Origin of the sequence: uncultured Sphingomonas sp. (genome assembly GCF_964250165.1) — a bacterium.
GTDB lineage: Bacteria > Pseudomonadota > Alphaproteobacteria > Sphingomonadales > Sphingomonadaceae > Sphingomonas.
Genome location: NZ_CAXUEK010000103.1, coordinates 1 through 6,718 on the forward strand (window position 1 = coordinate 1; position 6,718 = coordinate 6,718).

Sequence of the window (6,718 nt, forward strand, 5' to 3'; positions counted from 1 at the left end):
CCTCCTGACGCTTGCGTCGCCCGACTATCTGACGGTGAAGTGACATGAGCTGCTTCGAGCACGACCAGTCCCGCCGCGCCTTCCTGAAGCGCGCCGGCGTTCTCGGCGTGGCGGGCGTCGCCACACCGTTCGTCACCAGCCTCGGCGCGATCGGCGAGGCGGCGGCGGCGACCGCCAGCGACTACAAGGCGCTGGTCTGCGTCTTCCTCTACGGCGGCAACGATTACGCCAACACGCTCCCGCCCTATGACCAGGCGAGCTACAACCAGTATCAGGCGGCGCGCAGCAACATCGCGCTCAGCCGCGACGCGTTGACCGCCACCGTCCTGAACCCGACGAACTCGCTCGGCGGGCGGCAATACGCGCTGGCGCCCGGCCTCGCCTCGCTGCTGCCGGTGTTCAACGCGGGCAAGGCGGCGGTGCTGCTCAACGTCGGCACTCTGGTGCAGCCGACCACCAAGACGCAGTATCAGGCGAACTCGGTCAAGCTGCCGCCCAAGCTGTTCAGCCACAACGACCAGCAGAGCTATTTCCAGGCCTCCAATCCCGAAGGCGCGACCTCGGGCTGGGGCGGGCGCATCGGCGATGTGTTCCAGGCGGGCAACGGCACGGCGACGCTCACCTGCATCAACGCCAGCGGCAATGCGGTATACCTCACCGGCCAGTCGGCGCTGCAATATTCGATCGGCACCGGCGGCCCGATCCCGCTGCTCGGCAACGCGTCCTCGCTCTACAGCTCGCCGACCGCGATGAGCACGCTCAAGTCGCTGATGACGACGGGGCCGAACAACCTGCTCGGCAGCGAACACGCCAAGGTCTCAAAGCGCGCGCTCGACACCTATGCGCAGGTGTCCGCCGCGCTCGCCGGCGCGCCCGCGGCCAATTTCACGCTGTTCCCGACCGGCAACAGCCTCGCCGACCAGCTCAAGATCGTCGCGCGGCTGATTTCCGTATCCAACGAGCTCGGCGCCAAACGGCAGGTGTTCTTCGTCTCGCTGGGCGGGTTCGACCTGCACGACAATCTCGTCGCGCAACATCCCGGGCTGATGCAGAAGGTCGGCGATGCGTTGAAGGCCTTCTACGACACCACCGCATCGCTCGGTGTGGCCGACAAGGTGACGGCGTTCACGGCCAGCGATTTCGGCCGCACGCTCCAGTCGAACGACGACGGCTCGGACCATGGCTGGGGCTCGATGCACTTCGCGGTGGGCGGGGCGATCAAGGGCCAGCGCATCTACGGCACGCCGCCGGCGATCGGCAACAACACCGCCGACGATGTCGGGCAGGGACGCCTGCTGCCGACCATCTCGGTCGATCAATACGCCTCGACGCTGGCGAGCTGGTTCGGCGTGTCGACGGGGCAGATGACGACGGTGCTGCCCAACATGGGCAATTACAACCCGTCGACATGGAATCTGGGGTTTGTCTGACGCACGGACGCGGCCGGGGGCGGCGGTCGCCGGGAACGCGCCGTAATAACAAGAGTTAACCGGCTGAACCTGAAGGAGCTTCAGCCCATGCCCGGTGCGCCCGTCCGCTATTCGCCCGCCGTCGAGCAACCGCAGGCCGACGAAGACAAGACGATCGGGCAGCTGGAGGAACAGTTCGATATCGTCCAGCACACGACTGCCAGGGACTATGGCCACGCCGTCCGGGCGGTCCATGCCAAGGCCCACGGGATCGTGCGCGGCAGGCTGACGGTGAAGGGCGGGCTCAAGCCCGAGCTGGCGCAGGGGCTGTTCGCACGCCCCGGCGTCTACGAGGCGATCGCGCGCATCTCCACCCAGCCCGGGGACATCCTGGACGACTCGGTCAATTCCCCGCGCGGGCTGGCGCTCAAGGTAATCGGCGTCGAGGGCGAGCGGCTGCCCGGCTCGGAGGGTGACACGACGCAGGACTTCATCCTCGTCAACGGCCCGGTGTTCGGCGCGCCCGACACCAAGAAGTTCCTCGCCAACCTGACGCTCCTCGCCAAGACGACGGACAGGATCGAGGGCGTGAAGAAGGCGCTTTCCGCGGTGCTGCAGCCGATCGAGGCGGGGCTGGAAGCGATCGGCAGGCCGTCGCCCAACCTCCAGCAGCTGGGCGGCGCCGCGCCGGTCCATCCGCTCGGCGAGACCTATTACAGCCAGACGGCATATCGCTTCGGCGACCATATCGCCAAGTTCGCCTTGTTCCCGGTGTCGGGCGGGCTGACGAAGCTGACCGGCAGCCACGTCCACACCTCCGGCCGCCCCGACGCGATCCGCGGGGCGGTGAACGAGGAGCTGATCGAGCATGGCGGCACCTGGGAGCTGCGCGTCCAGCTCTGCCGCGATCTGGACAAACAGCCGGTGGAGGACGCGACGGTGGAGTGGACGGCCGACGACAGCCCGTTCGAGCCCGTCGCGACGCTGGCGGTCGAGCCGCAGCTGGGCTGGGAACCGATGGCGTCGGGCAAGACCGACGACGCGCTCAGCTTCAACGTCTGGCACGGCCTCGCCGCGCACCAGCCGCTCGGCAACGTCAACCGCGCGCGCAACGATCCCTACAGGCGGTCGGCCGACTTCCGTGGCCGGACGAACGGCTGCCCGATGCACGAGCCGAAGGCGCTGGCCGAAGTGCCCTGACGTTCGCAGCATGATCCCTGAACTCCCCACCGTCACCCCGGCCTTGAGCCGGAGTCCGAGCCGGTTCCAGGCCGAAGCTGCGCGACCACGCAGCCCGTCCGGTCCTGCGTTGGATGCCGGCACAAGGCCGGCATGACGGGAACGGGTTGATGCCGGTCACGCGCCGCCGCTAACGGTTGCCCATGGCCAAGCTCTTCCACGTCAGCGATGTCCATTTCGGTGCGGAGGACCCCGCTGCGCTGGAATGGTTCGCCCAGTGCGTGGCCGCCGAAAAGCCCGACGCGGTGGTGATGACCGGCGATCTCACCATGCGCGCCTTGCCCCGCGAGTTCGCCGCGGGCGGGCGCTGGCTGCGGTCGCTGGGCGTCCCGCTGACGCTGGAGATCGGCAATCACGACATCCCCTATTATTCGGACCCGCTGCACCGGCTGTTCCGTCCCTATCGGCGCTATGCCGCGGTGGAGCAGCTGATCGCGCAGCCGCTGGCGGTGGCGGGCGTGACGGTGGTGCCGCTCAAGACCATCGCGCGCGCGCAATGGCGTGTCGACCAGTCCAAGGGCCGGGTGAGCGCGACGTCGCTGGCGCTGGCACTGGCTCGGATCGCCGCCGCGCCCGCCGACGACGTGATCCTCGTCGCCGCGCACCATCCGCTGATCGAGGACGGCACCCATGGCCCCGGCCGCACCCGGGGCGGCGCGGCCGCGCTCGCCGCGCTGGCAGCCGCCGGGGCGGACGCGGTGCTGTCGGGCCACGTCCATGTCCCCTTCGACGTGCCCGTCGAGCGCGCTGGCCGCACGGTCCGCATGATCGGCGCAGGTACGCTGTCGAAACGCACCCGCTCCAGCCCGCCGGCCTTCAACGAGCTGAGGATCGAGGGCAAGCGGCTGGAGACGATCGCGCGCACGCTGTCGTCGCGTCCCGACACGGCGATCGGGATCGGCCAAATGCAGTGAGGCGCGGGCTCGCGGCCATAACGCTGGCCGTAGCCGCCGGCGCAGCGACGGGGCAGATCGTCCCGTCGCGCATCGGGCCGCTCTGGTCCGGGCCGGGCGGCGCGGTCGAGACCACGCCATGCCCGCAAACGGTCGATCAGCACGATGATGACTGGTGCCGCGGGATCGCCGTTCGCCAAGGTGCGCGCCTCGTGGCGCTCGGCGCGGGGTACGTCCAGGTCCGGCGGCTCTGGCGCCGGGCGCCGGGCGGGGCGGGACCGGACGCGCTGGTGTTCGGCGACGACGGCGGTTCGGGCGGCGAAGGCGATCTGTTTGCCGTCACGTTCGCCCCGCGGCTTGCCGTGGTGAAGCTGAGCGGCGAACGGATGGACATGGCCGCCGTTCATCCCGGACCCGGCGCGCTCCGGCTCGATCTGCCGTTCGATCTGGAGTATTTCAACGGCGCGCCGCATGCCGGCGCGGTGATCGCGCGGCTGCCGGTGCGTTGGACAAACGGCGGCTGGTCCCTGGATCGGACCGTCTTGCTGGCGCGGCGCTGGTCCGCCGACGAGCTGGCATTCCGCGCGTTGGCCATGCACGAAGAGTTGCGGCGATGGGCGCAGGATCGGTATCCGGCGCTGACCCTGTATCCGCCGGAAGCGAAGGAGGGCACGCCCGTGACGACGCAGGCACTGCTCGAGCTGATCCTGGCCGGTCGCCCCGACACGGCGCGCGCCCTGCTGCATCGCGCTTGGCCGAGCGGATGGGATCGCCTGGACGTCAAGCTGGGTGGCGAGGATGCGTTCTGGGCGCAGCTGTGCAGGGCCGTGAGGCGTCAGCCGCTATGGGTCAGGTTCCGGCTCGATCGATTGCCTCATGCGGGCCTGATCGATGCGGCGGCGCGGCGCGCCGTCTGAGCTCGCCTTCGGGCGCACGCCACCTGCTATGCGACTCACCGGCGGCTCGGCCGACGCTCCTGCGGTTCTCGCTTGCGCGCGGCCCGGACGACGTGAATGGGGCGACGTCATGAGCGAACAGATCGGGACAGGGGAGACGCGGGAGTCGGACAGCCGGCTCAAACGCATCACCGAGGGTGAGTGGGCCGGCTGGTACCAATGGCAGAGCGACGCGTTCGAGACGCGCGCCGGGCCCTTCTACGAGCGCGTCGATGAAGACGGCACGGACGTCTCCGCCTTTCGAGCCGGGCCGGAGCACATGAACGGCGGCGGCTTCATGCATGGTGGCTGCCTGATGACCTTCGCGGATTCGGCCCTGTTCACGATCGCGCGGCCGGCGATGGAGGGCTCGTTCGGCGTGACGGTGAACCTCGCGGGAGATTTCCTCGCCGGCGCGCGGGTGGGCGAGTTCGTGGAGGCGCGGGGCGACATCACCCGCGCGGCGCGTAGCCTGGTGTTCGTACGCGGGCTCGTCACCGCGGATGGCCGACCGGTGCTGAGCTTCACCGGCATCATCAAGAAGGTCGGGCGGCGCTGACGAATTGTGATCGCGCAATCCGCCGCGCTGTTTCGATTCGATACAAGAAATGATGCCGTGAGCCAGTTTGTCGGCGCGCTCGAACCACTTAGTTAGTTAACACGAGCCTGATGACCACGCCCACATCACCGTTGTTCGTGCCACGCCCTTGGTCGACAGAGCCCCAGATCAGTTGCTTACACAAGGGGGACGAACATGAAGATCGGCTTTGCGGCGCTTGGCGCCACTCTATTGGGCGTTACGTCGCCGGCCCTGGCCGCCCAATACACGTTCAACACCACCGGCACCACGCTGCCCACCAATTCCGTGTTCACGGACGCGACGCCTGCGCCGGCCCTGCAGATGAAAGTCACGGCCTGGCAGGCGAACCAGTCGACCAACGCGATCACGTCGAGCACGCTCGCCATCTTCAGCGGCGGTCTCGGCGTCGTCGGCACGGGGGAAAGCACGTCGGACGGCACGCATCAGATCGACAATGGTGGCGGCTACACGGATTTCGTGCTGCTCCAGTTCAGCCGGGCCGTGACGCTGGGCCAGCTGACGTTCAACAGCTACCAGCTCGGGTCGCAGACGACGCTGGACAATGATCTCGGCTGGTACAATGCCGGCGCGATCCAGACCGCCGCGTGGAACTCGACGGTGAACCTCGGCGCCTACTCCTATGCGGGCAATCTCTGGAGCTTCGTGGACAATGCCGGCGGCGCGAGCGGCTTCGACAACATCACCGGCACGACCGCGTCGACCAAATGGCTGATCGGCGCGGCGGGCCTGTCGAGCTACTTCACCGCCAACGGCCGGGCTTCCTATGACGGCTTCAAGCTCGCCTCGATCACCGTCAACGACGTGACCCCGCCGGCGGTGCCGGAGCCGGCCAGCTGGGCGATGATGATCGCCGGCTTCGGCCTGGTCGGCGGTGCGCTCCGCGCCGGTCGCCGGTCCGACGTGCGCGTCGCCGCCTGAGCGATCCCGGCCTGTCCTCGGCTGACGGCCCGGGGACCGTGGCCGCGACAGGCCGCCGCCCGGATCCCCGGGCGGCGGCTTCGTCGTGTCTGGGTCAGCGCACCGGCATCGCCGCGGTCGTGTCGATCACCGTCGTCCAGCCACGCACCTCCCAGCGCTCGACCAGCCCTTCCGTGACATAGGGATCAGCGCGCGCGAACGCCTCGGCGGCGGCGAACGAGCTTCCCTCGAACAGCAGCACCGCGCAGCTCGTAGAAGAGCAGGAAGGGAGCCATGGCCTGCTCCTCCGCCGCGGATCGGCGGGGCTCGTCAACGATCGGAAACCGCCGTCCGGGCGACCGGGCGGCGGTTTCATTCTCTCAGCCCTGAACCCGCTTATGAGTTCAGATACTCGCCGGCATCCTCGTCGCGGCCCTGACCCGACGGCACGACCTCGGCCAGCGGGTCGTCGCCCGTGCCCGTGTCGTCCCGTGCCGAGCGCGCCAGCTCGGCGGCGTGCTCCTCGGCGGCCGAGTTCGGCGCGACCAGCGCGGCGGCGAGCGTCCGCTGTTGCGACCGCAACGCCGCGTCACGACTGGTCGCCGCCACCCGCAGGCGGTTCATGCCCGCGCCGGTGCCCGCCGGGATCAGGCGGCCGACGATGACGTTCTCCTTGAGACCCTGCAGCGTGTCCTGCTTGCCCTGAACCGCCGCCTCGGTGAGGACGCGGGTGGTCTCCTGGAA

8 protein-coding genes are annotated in these 6,718 nt (G+C 69.1%); 6 read left to right on the forward strand and 2 right to left on the reverse strand.

Annotation, left to right across the window (positions count from 1 at the left end; genetic code table 11):
* Positions 1-44: 44 nt before the first annotated feature.
* From ACFE64_RS14395 to ACFE64_RS14420, 6 genes are all read left to right on the forward strand, one after another.
* Positions 45-1,430, forward strand: a complete 1,386-nt coding sequence (locus ACFE64_RS14395; protein WP_375393146.1) for a DUF1501 domain-containing protein — start codon at positions 45-47, stop codon at positions 1,428-1,430.
* An 87-nt stretch (positions 1,431-1,517) separates the two neighbouring features.
* Positions 1,518-2,609, forward strand: coding sequence for a catalase family protein (locus tag ACFE64_RS14400; RefSeq protein ID WP_375393147.1), 1,092 nt, complete (start codon positions 1,518-1,520; stop codon positions 2,607-2,609).
* 182 nt (positions 2,610-2,791) lie between these two features.
* Positions 2,792-3,562: a metallophosphoesterase family protein gene (locus ACFE64_RS14405; RefSeq protein ID WP_375393148.1), complete on the forward strand. Its 771-nt coding sequence runs from the start codon at positions 2,792-2,794 to the stop codon at positions 3,560-3,562.
* Positions 3,563-3,753: 191 nt separating this feature from the next.
* Positions 3,754-4,458: a hypothetical protein gene (locus ACFE64_RS14410; RefSeq protein ID WP_375393149.1), complete on the forward strand. Its 705-nt coding sequence runs from the start codon at positions 3,754-3,756 to the stop codon at positions 4,456-4,458.
* A 109-nt stretch (positions 4,459-4,567) separates the two neighbouring features.
* Entirely contained in the window at positions 4,568-5,035 is a 468-nt protein-coding gene (locus ACFE64_RS14415) for a PaaI family thioesterase (protein ID WP_375393150.1), read from the forward strand.
* 195 nt (positions 5,036-5,230) lie between these two features.
* Positions 5,231-5,995 carry a PEPxxWA-CTERM sorting domain-containing protein gene (locus tag ACFE64_RS14420; protein ID WP_375393151.1) on the forward strand — a complete coding sequence of 255 codons (765 nt, stop codon included), beginning with the start codon at positions 5,231-5,233 and terminating at the stop codon, positions 5,993-5,995.
* Between the two features lie 94 nt (positions 5,996-6,089).
* On the opposite strand, the gene ACFE64_RS14425 is transcribed toward ACFE64_RS14420, so the two are convergent.
* Positions 6,090-6,236: a hypothetical protein gene (locus ACFE64_RS14425; RefSeq protein WP_375393152.1), complete on the reverse strand. Its 147-nt coding sequence runs from the start codon at positions 6,234-6,236 to the stop codon at positions 6,090-6,092.
* 134 nt (positions 6,237-6,370) lie between these two features.
* Positions 6,371-6,718, reverse strand: a 348-nt coding sequence (locus ACFE64_RS14430) for a hypothetical protein (protein ID WP_375393153.1), incomplete at its 5' end; no start/stop codon positions are given.

Bases quoted from the DNA above. Each gene is read 5' to 3' on its own strand.
- ACFE64_RS14420 (WP_375393151.1), top strand. From the start codon at position 5,231: ATGAAGATCGGCTTTGCGGCGCTTGGCGCCACTCTATTGGGCGTTACG.
- ACFE64_RS14415 (WP_375393150.1), top strand. From the start codon at position 4,568: ATGAGCGAACAGATCGGGACAGGGGAGACGCGGGAGTCGGACAGCCGG.
- ACFE64_RS14400 (WP_375393147.1), top strand. From the start codon at position 1,518: ATGCCCGGTGCGCCCGTCCGCTATTCGCCCGCCGTCGAGCAACCGCAG.
- ACFE64_RS14405 (WP_375393148.1), top strand. From the start codon at position 2,792: ATGGCCAAGCTCTTCCACGTCAGCGATGTCCATTTCGGTGCGGAGGAC.
- ACFE64_RS14395 (WP_375393146.1), top strand. From the start codon at position 45: ATGAGCTGCTTCGAGCACGACCAGTCCCGCCGCGCCTTCCTGAAGCGC.